Source organism: Streptomyces sp. JL2001 (genome assembly GCF_050917515.1).
In the GTDB taxonomy this organism is placed as follows: domain Bacteria; phylum Actinomycetota; class Actinomycetes; order Streptomycetales; family Streptomycetaceae; genus Streptomyces.
Genome location: NZ_CP169421.1, coordinates 6,245,346 through 6,263,036 on the forward strand (window position 1 = coordinate 6,245,346; position 17,691 = coordinate 6,263,036).

The 17,691-nt window shown below is 72.3% G+C and carries 17 protein-coding genes and 1 tRNA gene; 10 read left to right on the forward strand and 8 right to left on the reverse strand.

What is annotated here, in order from left to right; translation table 11 throughout:
• The first annotated feature begins 38 nt into the window (after window positions 1-38).
• On the forward strand, window positions 39-1,694 hold the full coding sequence (locus tag ACE1OA_RS27860) for an FAD-binding dehydrogenase (RefSeq protein WP_361315285.1): 1,656 nt from the start codon (window positions 39-41) through the stop codon (window positions 1,692-1,694).
• Window positions 1,695-1,755: 61 nt separating this feature from the next.
• Here the strand turns inward: ACE1OA_RS27860 and ACE1OA_RS27865 are convergent, their stop codons facing one another.
• From ACE1OA_RS27865 to ACE1OA_RS27875, 3 genes are all read right to left on the reverse strand, one after another.
• Entirely contained in the window at window positions 1,756-2,181 is a 426-nt protein-coding gene (locus tag ACE1OA_RS27865; RefSeq protein WP_356778702.1) for an ASCH domain-containing protein, read from the reverse strand.
• Between the two features lie 133 nt (window positions 2,182-2,314).
• Window positions 2,315-3,712, reverse strand: coding sequence for a GntP family permease (locus ACE1OA_RS27870; RefSeq protein ID WP_432753553.1), 1,398 nt, complete (start codon window positions 3,710-3,712; stop codon window positions 2,315-2,317).
• 109 nt (window positions 3,713-3,821) lie between these two features.
• Window positions 3,822-4,346, reverse strand: a complete 525-nt coding sequence (locus ACE1OA_RS27875; RefSeq protein ID WP_356601058.1) for a gluconokinase — start codon at window positions 4,344-4,346, stop codon at window positions 3,822-3,824.
• Window positions 4,347-4,482: 136 nt separating this feature from the next.
• Between ACE1OA_RS27875 and ACE1OA_RS27880 the strand changes: the two genes are divergently transcribed.
• From ACE1OA_RS27880 to ACE1OA_RS27895, 4 genes are all read left to right on the forward strand, one after another.
• Window positions 4,483-5,184 carry a FadR/GntR family transcriptional regulator gene (locus ACE1OA_RS27880; RefSeq protein WP_356601057.1) on the forward strand — a complete coding sequence of 234 codons (702 nt, stop codon included), beginning with the start codon at window positions 4,483-4,485 and terminating at the stop codon, window positions 5,182-5,184.
• 276 nt (window positions 5,185-5,460) lie between these two features.
• Window positions 5,461-6,930: an amino acid permease gene (locus tag ACE1OA_RS27885; RefSeq protein WP_432753554.1), complete on the forward strand. Its 1,470-nt coding sequence runs from the start codon at window positions 5,461-5,463 to the stop codon at window positions 6,928-6,930.
• A gap of 135 nt (window positions 6,931-7,065) precedes the next feature.
• Window positions 7,066-8,151: an S-(hydroxymethyl)mycothiol dehydrogenase gene (locus ACE1OA_RS27890; RefSeq protein WP_384869683.1), complete on the forward strand. Its 1,086-nt coding sequence runs from the start codon at window positions 7,066-7,068 to the stop codon at window positions 8,149-8,151.
• The gene (locus ACE1OA_RS27895; protein WP_356601054.1) at window positions 8,151-8,780 is read left to right on the forward strand and encodes an MBL fold metallo-hydrolase; all 630 of its coding nucleotides are present in this window, start codon (window positions 8,151-8,153) and stop codon (window positions 8,778-8,780) included. The genes ACE1OA_RS27890 and ACE1OA_RS27895 overlap by 1 nt, the downstream gene beginning before the upstream one ends.
• Here ACE1OA_RS27895 and ACE1OA_RS27900 read toward each other — a convergent pair.
• Window positions 8,764-9,690, reverse strand: coding sequence for an RluA family pseudouridine synthase (locus ACE1OA_RS27900; protein WP_432753555.1), 927 nt, complete (start codon window positions 9,688-9,690; stop codon window positions 8,764-8,766). The two genes, ACE1OA_RS27895 and ACE1OA_RS27900, sit on opposite strands and share 17 nt — an antisense overlap.
• A 151-nt stretch (window positions 9,691-9,841) precedes the next feature.
• Between ACE1OA_RS27900 and ACE1OA_RS27905 the strand changes: the two genes are divergently transcribed.
• Complete coding sequence (locus tag ACE1OA_RS27905) at window positions 9,842-10,192, forward strand: hypothetical protein (protein WP_432753556.1); 351 nt, start codon at window positions 9,842-9,844, stop codon at window positions 10,190-10,192.
• A gap of 83 nt (window positions 10,193-10,275) precedes the next feature.
• Here the strand turns inward: ACE1OA_RS27905 and ACE1OA_RS27910 are convergent.
• A tRNA-Leu gene (locus ACE1OA_RS27910) sits at window positions 10,276-10,363 on the reverse strand.
• A gap of 229 nt (window positions 10,364-10,592) precedes the next feature.
• Here ACE1OA_RS27910 and ACE1OA_RS27915 point away from each other — a divergent pair.
• From ACE1OA_RS27915 to ACE1OA_RS27925, 3 genes are all read left to right on the forward strand, one after another.
• Entirely contained in the window at window positions 10,593-11,921 is a 1,329-nt protein-coding gene (locus ACE1OA_RS27915) for a M20/M25/M40 family metallo-hydrolase (RefSeq protein ID WP_356778675.1), read from the forward strand.
• A 146-nt stretch (window positions 11,922-12,067) separates the two neighbouring features.
• Window positions 12,068-12,301, forward strand: a complete 234-nt coding sequence (chpH, locus tag ACE1OA_RS27920) for a chaplin ChpH (protein ID WP_147977251.1) — start codon at window positions 12,068-12,070, stop codon at window positions 12,299-12,301.
• Window positions 12,302-12,456: 155 nt separating this feature from the next.
• Complete coding sequence (locus ACE1OA_RS27925; protein ID WP_432753557.1) at window positions 12,457-13,299, forward strand: chaplin; 843 nt, start codon at window positions 12,457-12,459, stop codon at window positions 13,297-13,299.
• A 67-nt stretch (window positions 13,300-13,366) separates the two neighbouring features.
• Here ACE1OA_RS27925 and ACE1OA_RS27930 read toward each other — a convergent pair whose 3' ends face one another.
• Window positions 13,367-13,555: a DUF5703 family protein gene (locus tag ACE1OA_RS27930; RefSeq protein ID WP_147977249.1), complete on the reverse strand. Its 189-nt coding sequence runs from the start codon at window positions 13,553-13,555 to the stop codon at window positions 13,367-13,369.
• Window positions 13,556-13,602: 47 nt separating this feature from the next.
• Here ACE1OA_RS27930 and ACE1OA_RS27935 point away from each other — a divergent pair, with 47 nt between their 5' ends.
• Window positions 13,603-14,247: a hypothetical protein gene (locus ACE1OA_RS27935; RefSeq protein ID WP_356601049.1), complete on the forward strand. Its 645-nt coding sequence runs from the start codon at window positions 13,603-13,605 to the stop codon at window positions 14,245-14,247.
• Between the two features lie 99 nt (window positions 14,248-14,346).
• On the opposite strand, the gene ACE1OA_RS27940 is transcribed toward ACE1OA_RS27935, so the two are convergent.
• Window positions 14,347-16,617, reverse strand: a complete 2,271-nt coding sequence (locus ACE1OA_RS27940; protein WP_432753558.1) for a helix-hairpin-helix domain-containing protein — start codon at window positions 16,615-16,617, stop codon at window positions 14,347-14,349.
• Entirely contained in the window at window positions 16,614-17,600 is a 987-nt protein-coding gene (locus ACE1OA_RS27945; protein WP_356601047.1) for an aldo/keto reductase, read from the reverse strand. The genes ACE1OA_RS27940 and ACE1OA_RS27945 overlap by 4 nt, the downstream gene beginning before the upstream one ends.
• Between the last annotated feature and the right edge of the window lie 91 nt (window positions 17,601-17,691).

Below are 17,691 nucleotides of genomic sequence, written 5' to 3' on the forward strand. Positions count from 1 at the left end.
GGTTGACTGGATACATTCGTGTATCCAAGATTCGGTCCATGTCGTACGACGCTGATGTGATCGTCATCGGAGCCGGGCTCGCCGGGCTCGTCGCCACCGCCGAGCTGGTCGACGCAGGACGGAGCGTGATCCTGCTCGACCAGGAACCCGAGCAGTCGCTCGGCGGCCAGGCGCACTGGTCCTTCGGCGGCCTCTTCCTCGTCGACTCGCCCGAGCAACGCCGGATGCGGATCAAGGACAGCCCCGAGCTGGCCCTCCAGGACTGGCACGGATCGGCCGGCTTCGACCGCGCCGAGGACCACTGGCCGCGCAAGTGGGCGGAGGCGTACGTCGACTTCGCGGCGGGCGAGAAGCGCAGCTGGCTCCACAGCCGCGGCGTGCGCTTCTTCCCGGTGGTCGGCTGGGCCGAGCGCGGCGGGTACGACGCGAACGGGCACGGCAACTCGGTGCCCCGCTTCCACATCACCTGGGGGACCGGACCGGGCCTCGTCGCCCCCTTCGAACGCCGGGTCCGCGAGGGCGTCGCCGCCGGCCGCGTCCAGCTCCGCTTCCGGCACCGGGTCACCGGCCTCGGCCGGACCGCCGGGGCCGTGGACACCGTCAGCGGCGAGATCCTGGAGCCGTCGGACGCCGAGCGGGGCACCGCGAGCAGCCGCGAGGTCACCGGCTCGTTCGCCTACCGCGCCCAGGCCGTGATCGTCACCTCGGGCGGCATCGGCGGCAACCACGACCTGGTGCGCAAGCAGTGGCCCGAGCGGCTCGGCACGCCGCCGGCGAAACTGCTCTCCGGTGTGCCCGCCCACGTCGACGGACTGATGCTGGGGATCGCGGAGGACGCCGGCGCGCACCACATCAACCGCGACCGGATGTGGCACTACACCGAGGGCATCGAGAACTGGAACCCGATCTGGGCCCGGCACGGCATCCGCATCCTGCCCGGCCCCTCCTCACTCTGGCTCGACGCCCGAGGCCGGCGTCTGCCCGTGCCGCTCTTCCCCGGCTTCGACACCCTCGGCACGCTCGAACACATCATGCGCACCGGCCACGACCACACCTGGTTCGTGCTCGACCAGCGGATCATCGGCAAGGAGTTCGCGCTCTCGGGCTCGGAGCAGAACCCCGACCTGACCGGCAAGTCGATCCGCGACGTCATCGGACGGGCCCGGGCCGAGGTGCCCGGCCCGGTGAAGGCCTTCATGGACAACGGCGTGGACTTCGTGGTGGAACGCGACCTCGGAGCCCTCGTCCGGGGGATGAACGCGCTGACCGAGGAGCCTCTGATCGACGAGGCCGAGCTGCGGCGCGAGATCACCGCACGGGACCGCGAGATCGCCAACCCCTTCACCAAGGACCTCCAGGTCACGGCCATCCGGGGCGCCCGCGCGTACCTGGGCGACAAGCTGATCCGCACGGCCGCGCCGCACCGGATCCTGGACCCCAAGGCGGGTCCGCTGATCGCCGTACGGCTGAACATCCTCACCCGCAAGTCGCTCGGCGGTCTGGAGACGGACCTCTCCTCGCGGGTGCTCACCGAGAGCGGTGAGCCGCTCCCGGGGGTGTACGCGGCGGGTGAGGCGGCCGGATTCGGCGGAGGCGGCGTCCACGGATACCGCTCCCTGGAGGGCACGTTCCTCGGCGGCTGCATCTTCTCGGGCCGCGCGGCGGGCCGGGCGGCCGCCGAGGCGGTGCGGTAGGCAGACGCCCAGGGGGGGTCCCGCCCCGGGACCGTCGGTGCCGGACAGGAGGGGGAGCGACTCAGACGAGCCGCTCCACCACCCGGAAGCGCTCCGCGACGAGCAGCGTCGCGTCGTCGACGGTGAACCCGGGGTCGCCCAGGCCCTCCCGCATCTCGTCCGAGTGCCAGAAGCGTTCGTGCGCCTCCCGCCAGGCCGCGACCGAGGTGTGCCCCTCGCCCTCGTCGACCGCGTGCCGCAGGTCGACCTCGCCGAGCGGCAGGACCCGTACCTCCGTCACCTCCACGACCGCGACCTCGCGGCCGTCGGAGTCGACGAGGGCCGAGCGCTCGCCCACCTCGGGCAGTTCCTCGTCCTCCACCGTCCACTCGGCGAGCAGCCCCGTCGTGGAGACCTTCTCGCCGGAGAGCACCGCGGCGACCAGTCGGTCGCGCAGCGGGCCGGGGAAGGCGAGCAGGAAGGGCTTGAGCGCGTGAGGGCCGGTCATGGCCGACAGTCTGTCAGCCATGTCCGGCCCCAGGGGGAACCCCGCCGATCTCGCCGGGCCCGGCCCGGTCGGCAGGACGCCCCCTCGCCGCCCGTTCACCGTGCGGGCAGTCGCGCCCGCGCCGGCGTTCGGGTCACAACACCAGCGACAGCAGCAGGACGAAGACGATGCCGAAGACCGAGATGATCGTCTCCATCACCGACCAGGTCTTCACCGTCTGGCCGACGTCCATCCCGAAGTACTCCTTGACCAGCCAGAAGCCCGCGTCGTTCACATGGCTGAAGAAGAGCGAACCCGCTCCGATCGCGAGGACGAGCAGTGCGGTCTCGCTCGAGCCCATGCCCTCGGCGAGCGGGGCCACCAGACCGGCGGCCGAGATCGTCGCCACCGTGGCCGAACCGGTCGCGAGCCGTATCGCCACCGCGATCAGCCAGGCGAGCAGCAGCGCCGGGATCGACCAGTTCTCGGAGAACTCCAGGATCATCTGGCCCACACCGGCGTCGATGAGGGTCTGCTTGAAGCCGCCGCCCGCGCCGACGATCATCAGGACGCCCGCGATCGGGGCGAGGGACCTGTCGACGGTCGTGGAGAGCCGCTGCTTGCTGAAGCCGGCCGCGCGGCCCAGCGTGAACAGACCCACGATGACGGCGGTGAGCAGCGCGATCAGCGGCGAGCCTATGACGTCGGTGATCTTCTGCAGGCCGTTGTCCGGGTTGTCCACGACGATGTCGACCAGTGCCTTGACCAGCATCAGGACGACCGGCAGCAGCACGGTCGAGACCGTCGCGACGAAGCCGGGACGCTTCTCCAGGTCCTCCGAGGGCCGGGCGGGGATCATGTTCTCGGGAGCCGGGATGTCCACCCAGCGGGCGGCGTACCGGGAGAAGACGGGACCGGCGATGATCACGGTCGGGATGGCGACGACGACACCGAGCGCGAGGGTGATGCCGAGGTTCGCCCCGAGCGCGTCGATGGCGACCAGCGGACCGGGGTGCGGCGGGATCAGACCGTGCATCACGGACAGCCCGGCGAGCGCCGGGACGCCGATCCGCATGAGCGAGAAGTTGCCGCGCTTGGCGACGAGCAGGACGACCGGGATCAGCAGCACGATGCCGACCTCGAAGAAGAGCGGCAGACCGATCACGGAGGCGATCAGGACCATCGCCCACGGCATGGACCGGCGGCTCGCCTTCGCCAGGATCGTGTCGACGATCTGGTCCGCGCCGCCGGAGTCGGCGAGCAGCTTGCCGAGGATGGCGCCGAGGGCGATCAGCACGCCCACGCTCGCGACGGTCTTGCCGAGGCCGGCGGTGAAGGAGTCGATCGTCGCCGCGAGCGGGGCGCCCGCGAACACGCCCAGGGCCAGCGACCCGATGGTCAGGGCGAGGAAGGCGTGCAGCTTGAACTTCGTGATGAGCAGGACGATGACGGCGATGCCCGCGAGCACGGCGATGCCGAGCTGGGCATTGCCGGCCGAGGTGATGGGCTCGACGGCGTCCGCTGCCAGCACCTCGACGCTGAGACTGGTCACGGTTGTTCCTTCTGGAGAACGGGGACAGGAAGGGGACGGGAGTGCGACGGTCCGGGGGACCGGGACGGCGGCTGCGCGTCCCGCCGGGCCGGGGGAGCGGTGACGGACCTCAGCCGGCGAGCCGGCGCAGGGCCGCGACGGCCCGTTCGGTGATCTCCGCGGGGGAGCCGGAGACGTCGACGGCGACACCGGCCTCGTCCTCCTGCAGCGGCTGCAGGGTGGCGAACTGCGAGTCGAGCAGGGCGGTCGGCATGAAGTGGCCCCTGCGGGCCCCCATCCGCCGCTCGATCAGCGCGCGGTCGCCGGTCAGATGGAGGAAGACGACACCCGGGGCGGCGGCGCGCAGCCGGTCCCGGTAGATCCGCTTCAAGGCGGAACTGCTCACCACACCGCCGAGCCCGGCCCGGTCGTGCGCCCACGCGCCGATCGCGTCCAGCCAGGGGCCGCGGTCGGTGTCGTCCAGCGGCACGCCGGCCGACATCTTGGCGACGTTCGCCGCCGGGTGGAAGTCGTCGCCCTCGGCATAGGGGATGCCGAGCGCCTCGGCGACCAGCGGACCGATGGTGGTCTTGCCGGTGCCGGCGACGCCCATCACGACGACGACCTGAGGGGTCGTCCGGGGAGTGGAGCTCATGGGGGTGCCTCGCTGTCTTCTTCGACAGATGTCCGTCGCGCTCATGAAACCCATTGAGTACGACGTATTCAAGAGCGTGTGACATAAAAGTCATACTTTTAGTTCCCGGCTTCCGGACCCGCATAGGCTGAGCCCCATGACGACACCGGCCCAGGGGCTTCATCCGCACGTCCTCGCCGCCCTGGGTCTCGCGATCACCGCGGGGGAGTACCCGCCCGGCAGCGTGCTGCGCAGCGACGAGCTCGCCCAGCGCTTCGACGTCTCGCGCACCGTGGTGCGCGAGGTGGTGCGGGTCCTGGAGTCGATGCACCTGGTCGAGTCCCGGCGCCGGGTCGGCGTGATCGTGCTGCCGACCGAGCGGTGGAACGTCTACGACCCGCAGGTCATCCGCTGGCGCCTGGCCGGCGCGGACCGCCCCCGCCAGCTGCGCTCCCTGACCGTCCTGCGCTCGGCGGTCGAACCGGTCGCGGCCGGGCTCGCCGCCCTCCACGCCACTCCCGAGCAGTGCCGCGAACTGACCGAGCAGGCCCTCGGCATGGTCGCCACCTCGCGCGGCCGGCAGCTGGAGGCGTACCTCGTCCACGACGTCGCCTTCCACCGGGTCGTCCTGAACGCCTCCGGGAACGAGATGTTCGCCCGGCTCGGCGACGTGGTCGCCGAGGTCCTCACCGGCCGCACCCGCCACCAGGTGATGTTCGAGGACCCCGACCCGGCGGCCGTCACCCTCCACGTCCAGGTCGCCGAGGCGGTACGGGAGAAGGACGCGGTCCGCGCGGAGGAGCTCACCCGGCAGATCGCCGTCGGCGCCCTCCGGGAACTGGACGTCCTCGCACCGTAGGCCGGACCCGGCAACCGTCGGGCGCGGCGCCGCCCGGGAGTCCGGCGCGCCGGCGGTTCCGGCAGCTCACGCCCCACCCGGGCGCGAAACCGGCGCACAACGCCCGTACCTCCTTGCGCAAGCTCAGAAGTAGCTCAAATAAGGGCGTTCAGTGACATTGGCCACTGCCGACGACCCCGCCCAGCCGTGACGATGTGCGCTGGCCGCGTCGGGGACACCCCCCACCGCGTGGCCGGGTACCGCACAGACCTCCCCCTCACGAAGGCGAACAACTCCATGAGTGACCGCATGTCCCCTGCGGCCGACACGCTGTCCGCCACGCCACCGGCGTCCGCGACTCCCGCCTCCCCCCATGTCGACGCGGGCGACGCCGGCTACCGCAAGGACCTGAAGTCCCGCCACATCAACATGATCGCCATCGGCGGCGCGATCGGCACCGGCCTGTTCCTCGGCGCCGGCGGCCGCATGGCCAACGCGGGCCCGTCGCTCTTCATCGCCTACGCGGTCTGCGGTGTCTTCGCCTTCTTCGTGGTCCGGGCCCTCGGCGAACTGGTCCTCTACCGTCCCTCCTCCGGCGCCTTCGTCTCCTACGCCCGTGAGTTCATGGGCGAGAAGGGCGCCTACACGGCCGGCTGGCTCTACTTCCTCAACTGGTCGACCACCGCCATCGCCGACATCACGGCCGCCGCCACGTACGCCCACTTCTGGGCGATGTTCAGCGACGTCCCGCAGTGGATCCTCGCCCTGGTGGCCCTCGCCGTCGTCCTCGCCGCCAACCTGATCTCGGTGAAGTACTTCGGCGAGATGGAGTTCTGGTTCGCGATCGTCAAGGTGGGCGCCCTCGTCGCCTTCATGCTGATCGGCATCTTCCTCGTCGTCACCCAGCACGAGATCGGCGGCCACACGCCGGGCCTCGCCACCATCACCGACAACGGCGGCATCTTCCCCAGCGGCGTGATGCCCATGCTGCTGCTCGTCCAGGGCGTCGTCTTCGCCTACGCGTCCGTCGAACTCTGCGGCGTCGCCGCCGGCGAGACCGAGCACCCCGACAAGATCATGCCGAAGGCGATCAACTCGATCATGTGGCGCGTGGGCCTGTTCTACGTCGGCTCCGTCGTCCTGCTGGCACTGCTCCTGCCGTACACCGCGTACTCCGGCGACCAGAGCCCCTTCGTCACCGTCTTCGAGAAGCTCGGGATCCCCGGCGGCGCCGGCGTCATGAACCTGGTCGTCCTCACGGCGGCCCTCTCCAGCCTCAACTCGGGCCTGTACTCCACCGGCCGCATCCTGCGCTCCATGTCGCTGTCCGGCTCCGCGCCGAAGTTCACCGGCGTCATGAACAAGGGCGGCGTCCCCTACGGCGGCATCCTGCTCACGGCCGGCTTCGGCGTCCTCGGCGTCGTCCTCAACTTCGTGATGCCCGGCGACGCCTTCGAACTGGTGCTGAACTTCGCCTCCGTCGGCATCCTCGGCACCTGGGCCATGATCATGGTCTGCTCGCTGCTCTTCCACCGCCGCTCCCGGGAAGGCCGGGTCACCCGCCCCTCCTACCACCTGCCCTGGGCCCCCTACACCCAGATCGTCACGCTCGGCTTCCTCGCCTCCGTCCTCGTCCTGATGTGGATGGACGGCGGCATCGGCCGCACCACCGTCGCCTGCCTGCCGCTCATCGCGGCGCTGCTCGTCGGTGGCTGGTTCCTCGTCCGCAAGCGGGTCCGCTCCACCGCGGTCACGCTCGAGGACTGACACCCACCCGGTACGTCTCCCCGCGTACATCCCCCACGGGTGAGGAAGACCCCCGCAGGCGCGACCTGCGGGGGTCTCGCCCTTCGTCAGGGGATAGTGGTAGCCAAGAGCCTTACCGAGGAAGGGAAGTACACGATGGCGCAGCAGGTCCAGGGAGTCGTCGCCCCCGGCAGGAACGAGTCCGTACGGGTGGAGACGATCGTCGTCCCCGATCCCGGACCCGGTGAGGCCGTGGTGAAGATCCAGGCGTGCGGGGTCTGCCACACCGACCTGCACTACAAGCAGGGCGGCATCAACGACGACTTCCCCTTCCTCCTCGGTCACGAGGCCGCCGGTGTCGTCGAGTCGGTCGGCGCCGGCGTCACCGACGTGGCCCCCGGTGACTTCGTCGTCCTCAACTGGCGTGCCGTGTGCGGCACCTGCCGGGCCTGTCTGCGCGGCCGTCCCTGGTACTGCTTCGCGACCCACAACGCGAAGCAGAGGATGACCCTGCTCGACGGCACGGAACTCTCCCCGGCCCTCGGCATCGGCGCCTTCGCGGAGAAGACCCTGGTGGCCGCCGGCCAGTGCACCAAGGTCGACCCCGCGGTGGCTCCCGAGGTCGCCGGCCTGCTCGGCTGCGGCGTCATGGCCGGCATCGGCGCGGCGATCAACACCGGCGACGTCGGCCGCGGCGACACGGTCGCCGTCATCGGCTGCGGCGGAGTCGGCGACGCGGCGGTCGTCGGGGCCCGCCTCGCCGGAGCGGCCAGGATCATCGCGGTCGACATCGACGACCGCAAGCTGGCGAAGGCGAGGGAGATGGGTGCGACCGACACCGTCAACTCCCGTTCCACCGACGCCGTCGAGGCGATCCGCGAGCTGACCGGAGGCTTCGGCGCCGACGTCGTCATCGAGGCCGTCGGCCGCCCCGAGACCTACCGGCAGGCGTTCTACGCCCGCGACCTCGCCGGCACCGTCGTCCTCGTCGGCGTCCCCACCCCCGAGATGAAGCTCGAACTCCCGCTCCTCGACGTCTTCGGCCGCGGCGGCTCCCTGAAGTCCTCCTGGTACGGCGACTGCCTGCCGTCCCGAGACTTCCCGATGCTCATCGACCTGCACCAGCAGGGCCGCATCGACCTCGGCGCCTTCGTCACCGAGACCATCGGCCTCGGCGACGTCGAGAAGGCCTTCGCCCGGATGCACGAGGGCGACGTCCTGCGCTCGGTGGTGATCCTCTGATGGCCACCCGCATCGACCACCTGGTCACCTCCGGCACCTTCTCCCTCGACGGCGGCACCTGGGACGTCGACAACAACGTCTGGATCGTCGGCGACGACAGCGAGGCGATCGTCATCGACGCCGCCCACGACGCCTCCGCGATCCTCGCCGCCCTCGACGGCCGCACCCTCCGCGCGATCATCTGCACCCACGCGCACAACGACCACATCGACGCGGCTCCGGCCCTCGCCGCCGCCACCGGCGCCCGGATCCTCCTCCACCCCGACGACCAGCCCCTCTGGAAGCAGACCCACCCCGACCACAGCCCCGACGGCGACCTCGCCGACGGTCAGGTCCTGACCATCGCCGGCACCGACCTCCAGGTCCTGCACACCCCCGGCCACGCCCCCGGCGCGGTCTGCCTGTACGCCCCCGACCTGGGCACCGTCTTCACCGGAGACACCCTCTTCCAGGGCGGTCCCGGCGCGACGGGCCGGTCCTTCTCCCACTTCCCGACCATCGTCGAGTCCATCCGCGACCGGCTGCTCACCCTCCCGCCGGAGACGGTCGTACGGACCGGACACGGCGAGTCGACCACCATCGGCGCGGAGGCGCCCGCGCTCGACGAGTGGATCAGCCGAGGCCACTGAGCCTCAGCCGGCTCTCGAACCTCCGCGGCACACCCGTGAACGGGTCGGTGAACTCCAGCGTCCGCGCGAGCAGTTGCAGCGGCCGCGCGTAGTCCTCCGGCCCGTCCGGGTGCACCACGGGATAGATCGGATCGTGCAGGATCGGCACCCCCAGGGCGTTCATGTGCACCCGCAGCTGATGGGTGCGCCCGGTGGCCGGCAACAGCCGGTACCGGGCGAGCCCGCCCCGGTGCCCGACCAGCTCGATCCGGCTCTCGCTGTTCGGCTCGCCCGGCTCCTCCCGGGCGGCCAGCACCCCGCGCTCCTTCACGATCCGGCTGCGCACCGTCACCGGCAGCGCGAGCCCCGGCAGGTACGGCGCCACCGCCTCGTACTCCTTGGCCACCAGCCGGTCCCGGAACAGCGTCTGGTACGCGCCCCGGTCCTCCGGGCGCACGACGAAGAGCACCAGCCCCGCCGTGAGCCGGTCGAGCCGGTGCGCCGGCTGGAGCGCCGGCAGACCCAGATCCCGGCGCAGCCGTGCGAGCGCCGTCTCGGTCACGTGCCGGCCGCGCGGCATCGTGGCCAGGAAGTGCGGCTTGTCGACGACCACGAGCCGCTCGTCGCGGTGCACCACCCCGATCTCGAAGGGCACCCGCTCCTCCGCGGGGAAGTCCCGGTGGAACCACAGACACCGGCCGGCGTCGTACACCTCGTCACCGGTGACCGGCCCGTCCACCCCCACGAAACGGCCGTCGCGCAGCATCTCCTCGACCCGCCCGACCCCGATCGCGCCCCCGAACCGCGCCCGGAGATGATCCCCGACCGTCGGCCACGCCCCCTCGGGATCCTCGGGCAGCCGCACCCGCGCCGGATCGATCCCGTCCCGCTGCGGCAGCGGGGCGGCGGGGGTCCTCGTTCTGCGTCTCACCGTCCCCACGGTATCGACCCGCACGACGCGCCCTACGACGGCCGTGCCCTCACGCACTCCACCGAACGCCGTAGAGCGGGCCCGGCTTCGCCCCACGAGGCGTCGCGCGTCACGGGAAGGGCACACTCCCGCTGACGCAAAGGGGTACCGGATGGAACCACTCGCCGCGGGCGCGGTCGCCGCGCTCATCGCCCGCTACGCCGAACACCTCGCCGCGGGCCCGCCCGACCCGGACCTCACCGAACGGCTCGGCGGCCTGTGGGACGCCGTCGCCGCGCGCTTCCAGGGCGATCCGGTCGCGGAAGGCGCCCTGCTGCGGCTGCGCGACCAGCCGGAGAACACCAACCGGCGCTGCGCCGTCGAGGACCACGTGCAGGAGCTGGCGGACGGCGACCCGGAGTTCGGCGCCGCCCTCGCCGGGCTGCTGGAGCGGGCGGGCCGCCCCGCGTCCACGTACCGGCCGCGCATCCCGGCGGCCCGCCCCTCGATCGAGAACGGCTGACCGGTCCCACCGGCCCACCGGAACGCGCGCGCCGCTCCGAACGCCGAAGTGCCCGTCGAGATCATCTCGACGGGCACTTCGTGTGGTGTCCGAGGGGGGACTTGAACCCCCACGCCCGATAAAGGGCACTAGCACCTCAAGCTAGCGCGTCTGCCATTCCGCCACCCGGACAAGGTGTCTGTCCTCCCGGCCCGCTGGGCCGTTCCGACGTGGAAAACCATAGCAAACATTCGGGGTGGTCGATCACCACCCCCTTCCCGGGCCGCCCCGGGCCCAAACCGCGGCTCGTGTGACAGCCGCATGTCGGCCGGCTGCCGCCCTTGGGTCCGGAGGGCCGGGCGCGGGAGGATGGGGGAGTACCACCGGCAATCACGTGGGGCACGTAGTGGGAGGAAGCAGCGTGAGCGAGTCGAACACGGCGGCACGGAGGGTCTCGGGCGAGGACGAGGTCGTCGACCTCTGTCGCGACCTCATCCGCATCGACACCAGCAACTACGGCGACCACTCCGGCCCCGGCGAGCGGCTGGCGGCGGAGTACGTCGCCGAGAAGCTCGCGGAGGTCGGACTCGAGCCGAAGATCATCGAATCGCACAAGGGGCGTGCCTCGACCGTCGCCCGCATCGAGGGGGAGGACCCCTCGCGGCCTGCCCTGCTCATCCACGGCCACACCGACGTCGTCCCGGCCAACGCGGAGGACTGGACGCACCACCCCTTCTCCGGCGAGGTCGCCGACGGCTGCGTCTGGGGCCGGGGCGCCGTCGACATGAAGGACATGGACGCGATGACCCTGGCGGTCGTGCGCGACCGGATGCGCAGCGGCCGCAAGCCCCCGCGGGACATCGTCCTCGCCTTCCTCGCGGACGAGGAGGCGGGCGGCACCTACGGCGCCCGGCACCTCGTGGACCACCACCGCGACCTCTTCGACGGGGTCACCGAGGCCATCGGCGAGGTGGGCGGCTTCTCCTTCACGGTCAACGAGAACCTGCGGCTCTACCTGGTCGAGACGGCCCAGAAGGGCATGCACTGGATGCGGCTGACCGTCGAGGGCACCGCCGGCCACGGTTCGATGACCAACAACGACAACGCCATCACCGAGCTGTGCGAGGCGGTCGGCCGGCTGGGCCGCCACCAGTGGCCGGTGCGGATGACCAAGACCGTCCGGTCCTTCCTGGACGAGCTCTCGGACGCGCTCGGCACCCCGCTGGACCCGGAGGACATGGAGGCCACGCTCGCCAAGCTCGGCGGCATCGCCAAGATGATCGGCGCCACGCTGCGCAACTCCGCCGCCCCGACCATGCTCGGCGCCGGCTACAAGGTCAACGTGATCCCCGGCCAGGCCACCGCCCACGTCGACGGACGGTTCCTGCCCGGCTACGAGGAGGAGTTCCTCGCCGACCTCGACCGGATCCTGGGCCCGCGGGTCAAGCGGGAGGACGTGCACGGGGACAAGGCCCTGGAGACCGGCTTCGACGGCGACCTCGTCGACGCCATGCAGCTCGCCCTGAGGGCCGAGGACCCGATCGCCCGGGCCGTGCCGTACATGCTCTCCGGCGGCACCGACGCCAAGTCCTTCGACGACCTCGGCATCCGCTGCTTCGGCTTCGCGCCGTTGAAGCTGCCGCCGGAGCTGGACTTCGCCGGGATGTTCCACGGTGTCGACGAGCGGGTGCCGGTCGACGGTCTCCGCTTCGGCGTCCGGGTGCTCGACCGGTTCATCGACGCCTCCTGAGCCCACTCTTTCCGGCTATTCGCCCGCGCGTGCGCATGTGACCGGAAAGAGTGAATGCACGCATGGGCTCGTAGCCCGCCCATCTCCCCCTCGTTACAGGTGATGCGGTCCGAGGTTGGGATCGCATTTGCCAACAAGGAGGAATAATGATCAAGAAGGTCGTCGCTGCTGCGGCTGCCACGGGCGGTCTCGTTCTCGCGGGTGCGGGCATGGCCGTTGCCGACTCGGGTGCCCAGGGTGCCGCCATCGGTTCCCCCGGCGTGCTCTCGGGCAACGTCGTCCAGGTGCCGGTTCACATCCCGGTGAACGTGTGCGGCAACACGGTCTCCGTGATCGGGCTGCTGAACCCCGCCTTCGGCAACACCTGCGTCAACGCCTGACGTTGTGCCTCGACCCCTGGGGGTCTGAGCCAGGCCGGCCCTGGAGTGCGTGCCATGCACTCCGGGGCCGGTGGGCATTTCCGCCCCGGGCCCGGACGGCCCGGAGGCCCCTTCTGCGGTGCAGAAGACAGAAGCCGAGAAGCAGGGAACAAGCTATGCGACAGGTCACGCGCAAGGGTCTGATCACCGTTGCGGCAGCCGGCGGCGTCATCGCCCTCGGTGGTGGTTACGCCCAAGCCTCCGCGGGTGCGGGCGGCACGGCCACGAACTCGCCGGGCGTCGCGTCCGGCAACTCCGTCCAGGTGCCGGTGCACGCGCCGGTCAACGTGTGCGGGAACACGGTCAACGTGGTCGGGTTGCTGAACCCGGCGGCGGGCAACAAGTGCGCCAACGTCTCCCAGCGCGGCGGCGGCGCCTCGGCCGGGGGGCACGCGAGTCACTCGCCGGGTGTCGCGTCCGGCAACTCCCTCCAGGTGCCGATCGACATCCCGGTGAACCTCTGCGGGAACAGCATCACGGGTATCGGCGGTCTCAACCCGGCGATGGGCAACGACTGCGCCACCGGCATCGAGCCGGCGCACCCTGGGCACCCTGGGCACCCGGGCAACCCCGGTAACCCTGGTAACCCTGGGAATCCCGGTAACCCTGGCAACCCCGGTAACCCTGGCAACCCCGGGAATCCTGGCAACCCCGGGAATCCCGGCAACCCCGGTAACCCCGGTAACCCCGGGAATCCTGGAAACCCGGGCAACCCCGGTACGCCCGGCAACCCTGGTACCCCGGGTTACCCCGGTACTCCGGGCAACCCCGGATACCCCGGAGAGCCGGGCTCGCCGACCGGACCGAACACGCCCGGTACGAACGTCCTCACCCCGCCGCAGGGCGCCGAGGAGCTCGCGCAGACCGGCGCCGCCCCGCTCGGGATGACCATCCCGGCCGGCGCGGGCCTGCTGCTCGCCGGCTCCGTGCTCTACCGCCGCGCCCGCCGGTCCGCCTAGGGCCTGTCCCCCTAGCGGGCGACCGAGGAACGCGCAGGGGCCCCGCACGGCGGGGCCCCTTGTCATGTCACCAGGTGGCGCGGACCTGACGGATGATGCGCCGCCGAAGCCGCACCCTGCGGCTCCCGTCCCGGTGCAGGGTCAACCGGTCCAACTCCCAGTGCTGGTACTCGGCATGATCGGTGAGGAGCCGCGTCGCCTCCTTGCGGGAGACGCCCCGCGGCACGTACAGGTCGACAAATTCGTATTCCGGCATCGCATCTATTGTGCGGGCACCGGCCCCGTACGGATAGCGTCTGTCCCATGTCTGATGCTGCGCAGCCCACCGCTGCCGAGGTACGTGCCGCCGCCGAGGCGGTCAAAGCCGCACTGGACCGTCACCTCGAGGCGGTCGAACGCCGCACGGGGGACGACGACCCGGCCGTCTACGAAGCCTTCAACGCCCTGGCCGCGGCGGCGGAGGCGTACGACGAGCGGCTCTACGACCGGTACGACGAGGTCACTCCCTTCGAGATCCCCGGCGCCGACGACTCCCTGCCGCCGTACGCCGGGCCCGAGGAGCCGCACGCGCTGAGCGTGCTCATCCGCCGTGACTACGCGGTGGTGGAGCCGAAGCGGCTGCTCGCCCAGGCGCAGCGCATCGCCGACCTGGAGAACGAGGACGGCTCGGAGGCGCCCGCCACCGTCGGCGCCAGCGCCCACGCGGCGCTCGGCGTGCTGTTCGGTGAGTACGAACCGGACGAAATCGCCTCGCGTCACAAGGAATTCGGTCTCGAGGAGGGCGACTCCACCCTCTGGGTGTCGGCCACCGACGAGCTGCCCGAGCCGGGGGAGTGGCTCGGCGCGCCCTTCGAGCAGGCCGACCCCGAGCGGATCGTCTGCCGGTTCGACGTCAGCGCCGTCTTCGACGACGAGTCGGACGAGGACCCGGAGGACCGGGAGCCGTGACCGGGCCGGCCGCACGGCGGCCGGCAGCACGACGGAGGAGGGCGGGGCGGCCTGGCGGCGGTCCCGCCCTCCTCCGTCTCCTCGTGCCCCTCGGCCCCCTCAGTCCTCCGGTGTCGCCAGCAGCGCTTCCAGGAGGGGGCGCAGCCGGGTCGTACGGTCCGCCGTGACGCCCTCCGCCACCGCCCGGGGCAGCGCCTGGTCCACGCCGTGGACGACCGACAGATGGCGCTCGGCGCGACCGAACGCGGTGTAGACCCAGGCGCGGCTCAGCCCGCCCGCGGCGTCGCCCGGCAGCACCACCACGGCGGCCGGCCAGCGCATCCCGGCCGCCTGGTGCGCGGTCAGCGCCCAGCCGTGCCGCAGCGCCCGTTCCACCCGCTCCTTCGGTACGACGACCTTCGCGTCCTCGCACTCCAGGTGCAGCCCCTCTGCGTCCGCGGAGACGACCGTCCCGGTCACCGTCCGGCCGGGCGCGGGCGCGTAGGCCACCGCGTCGCCCGGGTCGTAGCCGCCGAAACGGCCGGGGCCGGGGTTGAGCCGCTGCTTCAGCGCCGTGTTGAGCGCCCGGGTGCCCGCCGAACCGCCGTGGCCCACCGTGATCACCCGGGTCTGCCCGGCCGGCACGCCGAGGGCTCGCGGAATGGAGTCGGCGACCAGCTGCACCGTGCGGTGGACGGCCTCGCCGGCGTCCCTGACGGGCACGATCACGACCTCCTTGCCGGGGGCCTCCACCTGGTTCAGCTCGCCGATGCCGATGCCGGAGACCAGCTCGCCGAGCGGGCCGGGGTCGGGCGTCCGGGACGCGATCTGCGGGCACACCCGGGCCGCCAGGAGGTCGGCGAAGACCCGGCCCGCGCCAGCCGAACCCAGCACGCCGGGGTCGCCCCCGAGCACCAGACGGCAGCCGTCGGGCAGCGATTCGACCAGCATCGCGGCGTTCTCGACGTCGAGCTGCGGCGCGTCCAGCACCACCAGCAGGTCCAGGGCGAGCGCGCCGTCCTCGTCCCGTCCCGGCCCGTCCGCCCCCGACAGCAGGGCGGCGACGGTGGTCGCGGGCGTGTCCAGGCGGACGCGGCCGTTCTCGCTGTGGACCGCGACCGCGACGCGCAGACCCCGCTCGCGCGCGGCCTCGGCGAGCGCGACCGGCTCGCTGCGGGCCGCCTCACCACCGGTGTGCAGCACCAGGCCGTGCTCCCCGGCCGCCCGGACCAGCTCGGGTCCGTCCCACACCTCGGGCGTCACCGTCTTGACCAGCCGGGCCAGGCCGTCGGCCAGACTCTCCTCGGCGAGGGCGTACCGGTCGAGGCCGAGGAGCACGGGCAGCTCCGGGGCCGGCTCGGCCGCCGGTGCGGCCTGCTCCGCCCCGTCGGCGTCGGCGTCGTCGGTGTCGTCGAACCCTTCCGCGGCCGGCTCCTCCTCCTGGAAGACGAGCACCGTGGCCTCGGACACCGCCTGCCGGACGGCCTCGTCCGGGTCCGGCACCGACAGCTTGGCCAGCCCCGCCCGCACGTCTCCGGCCTCCAGGGCGGTGTGCCCCTTGAGCGCGGCCCGTTCCAGCAGCCAGCCGACCAGCGCCGCCCCGCGGCGCGGATCGCCGGGTCCGCACGCGTCGCCGAGCAGCGCGCGGGCGAAGCCGTCCGCCTGCTCGGGCTGCACGCCCGGGACCGAGAGCAGCTGCCAGGGATCCTCGCCCAGCACCTGGGCGGCGCCCTCGCCCAACAGCGGCGCGACCCGCTCCGCCAGCGACTCGGGAGCCCCGCCGCGGGCGAGGATCTCCCGCACCGCCGCCACGGTCCCGGGCGCGGCCGACAGCACCTCGGCCGCCTGCCGTACGACGGGCGTGGGCGCCGGCTCCGGGGCGGCGCGCCGGGGCGCGGGGGCCGGCGTCTCGAAGAGGTCGGTGTCCGTCCTGGTCCCGCTCTCCACGGCCCGTACCGCCGCCAGCAGATCGGCCGCCTTGCCGCTGAGCTTGGCACCGGCGTCGACGGGGCCGTCCTTCTCGGCCTTGCGCTGCTCGATCCTGGCCCGCAGCTCGCGCTGCGCGGCCAGTTCGGCCTGTGCCTCGGACACCTCCGGCGACGTCGCGGCACCCTCCGCCGCGCCGCCCTCGCCCGCGGTGCCGCCGGCCGCGTCGCCCGGTTCCGCCGCGTCGGGATCCGCGTCCTCCGTGCCGTCGCCGTCGCCGTCGCTGTCCGCCGCCGCCGGGGCGGCGTCCCGCGTGCCGTCCTCGTCCGGCCCCGCCCCCGCCGTGTCGTCGGGAACGTCGGCGGCCGGTGCGGCGCTCTCCGGCGCCGAGTCCTCCGCGGCCGATCCCACGACCGCCTCGTCGTGCTCGGCCTCGGGAGTGGTCTCGCGGGAAGGCTCGGTCACAAGGTGCTCCAGTCCTGGTCCGGGTAGCGGTGCACGGGCGCCGACACGTCGTCGAGAGCCCGACAGATCTCGTCAGGAAGACTAAGGCTCTCCACTGACAGAGCGGCCGCGAGCTGCTGCGCGTTGCGCGCGCCGACGATCGGCGCGGTCACCCCCGGCCGGTCGCGCACCCAGGCGAGGGCGACCTGCAGCGGTGTGACCGCCAGTCCGTCCGCCGCCGTCGCCACCGCGTCCACGATCCGGCTCGCCGCCTCGTCGAGGTACGGCTCCACGAACGGCGCCATCGTCTCCGAGCCGCCCCGCGAGTCCGAGGGCGTGCCGTGCCGGTACTTGCCCGTCAGCACCCCGCGGCCGAGGGGAGAGGACGGCAGCATGCCTATCCCCAGGTCGAGCGCGGCCGGCAGCACCTCGCGCTCGACGCCCCGCTGCAGCAGCGAGTACTCCATCTGCGTCGCCGCGAGGCGGGTCCGCGCGCCGGCCGCCGAGCCGAGCTGCCAGGTCCCGGCCTTCGCCAGCTGCCAGCCGCAGAAGTTCGACACCCCCACGTACCGCGCCCGTCCGCTGCTCACGGCGATGTCCAGGGCCTGGAGCGACTCCTCCAGCGGTGTGTGGGGATCGAAGGCGTGCAGCTGCCACAGGTCGACGTGGTCGGTGCCCAGCCGCGCCAGGGAGGCGTCCAGTGCGGCCAGCAGATGCCCCCGGGAGCCGTCCATGCGCCGGTCCGGGTCGGGCACGCTGCCCGCCTTGGTCGACACGACCAGGTCCCGCCGCGGCACCAGCCGCTCCATGAGCTGCCCGAGCAGGTATTCGGCCTCGCCGCCGCCGTAGACGTCCGCGGTGTCCACGAGCGTGCCGCCGGCGTCCCAGAACGCCTTCAACTGGTCGGCCGCGTCGTGCTCGTCGGTGTCCCGGCCCCAGGTGAGGGTGCCGAGCCCGAGCCGGGAAACGCGCAGGCCGGTACGTCCGAGATGCCTCTGCTCCATGGGCGCGAGATTACTGGCCACGGCCCCACGCGGAGAGACCCTGTGGACAAGCTCCTCCTGACGGATGCCGCACCCGCGCGCTAGAGTCCCG

Coding starts and splice junctions, on each gene's coding strand:
- ACE1OA_RS27935 (WP_356601049.1), top strand. CDS start 13,603: ATGTCTGATGCTGCGCAGCCCACCGCTGCCGAGGTACGTGCCGCCGCC.
- ACE1OA_RS27890 (WP_384869683.1), top strand. CDS start 7,066: ATGGCGCAGCAGGTCCAGGGAGTCGTCGCCCCCGGCAGGAACGAGTCC.
- chpH (WP_147977251.1), top strand. CDS start 12,068: ATGATCAAGAAGGTCGTCGCTGCTGCGGCTGCCACGGGCGGTCTCGTT.
- ACE1OA_RS27945 (WP_356601047.1), bottom strand. CDS start 17,600: ATGGAGCAGAGGCATCTCGGACGTACCGGCCTGCGCGTTTCCCGGCTC.
- ACE1OA_RS27885 (WP_432753554.1), top strand. CDS start 5,461: ATGAGTGACCGCATGTCCCCTGCGGCCGACACGCTGTCCGCCACGCCA.
- ACE1OA_RS27895 (WP_356601054.1), top strand. CDS start 8,151: ATGGCCACCCGCATCGACCACCTGGTCACCTCCGGCACCTTCTCCCTC.
- ACE1OA_RS27905 (WP_432753556.1), top strand. CDS start 9,842: ATGGAACCACTCGCCGCGGGCGCGGTCGCCGCGCTCATCGCCCGCTAC.
- ACE1OA_RS27865 (WP_356778702.1), bottom strand. CDS start 2,181: ATGACCGGCCCTCACGCGCTCAAGCCCTTCCTGCTCGCCTTCCCCGGC.
- ACE1OA_RS27875 (WP_356601058.1), bottom strand. CDS start 4,346: ATGAGCTCCACTCCCCGGACGACCCCTCAGGTCGTCGTCGTGATGGGC.
- ACE1OA_RS27880 (WP_356601057.1), top strand. CDS start 4,483: ATGACGACACCGGCCCAGGGGCTTCATCCGCACGTCCTCGCCGCCCTG.
- ACE1OA_RS27860 (WP_361315285.1), top strand. CDS start 39: ATGTCGTACGACGCTGATGTGATCGTCATCGGAGCCGGGCTCGCCGGG.
- ACE1OA_RS27930 (WP_147977249.1), bottom strand. CDS start 13,555: ATGCCGGAATACGAATTTGTCGACCTGTACGTGCCGCGGGGCGTCTCC.
- ACE1OA_RS27925 (WP_432753557.1), top strand. CDS start 12,457: ATGCGACAGGTCACGCGCAAGGGTCTGATCACCGTTGCGGCAGCCGGC.